General features: G+C 56.2%; 1 protein-coding gene. It reads right to left on the bottom strand.

The window, feature by feature from the left end; genetic code table 11:
- On the bottom strand, positions 1-249 hold a 249-nt coding region (locus MWC30_RS22430; protein WP_244086382.1), incomplete at both ends, for a DDE-type integrase/transposase/recombinase.

The following is a 249-nucleotide window of genomic DNA, read 5'->3' as shown; positions in this document are numbered from 1 at the left end:
TCCATACTGACCCGGATGCCGCCGTCCAGAAGAATCCCGGTGAACTGGCGACTGGTAAACTGAGAGCCTTGGTCCGTATTGAAGATGTCGGGAATTCCCTTTGCCAGAGCCCGCTCCAGAGCACTTATGCAAAAATGCACATCCATCGTGACCGAGACCTCCCAGGAGAGCACGTACCGGCTGTACCAGTCCATCACCGCCACCAGATAGACAAAGCCCCGGTGCATGGGAATGTAGGTGATGTCGCTC

Origin of the sequence: Desulforhabdus sp. TSK (assembly GCF_022836495.1) — a bacterium.
Taxonomy (GTDB): Bacteria; Desulfobacterota; Syntrophobacteria; order Syntrophobacterales; family Syntrophobacteraceae; genus Desulforhabdus.
This window is presented reverse-complemented; position numbering and strand designations above follow the sequence as displayed.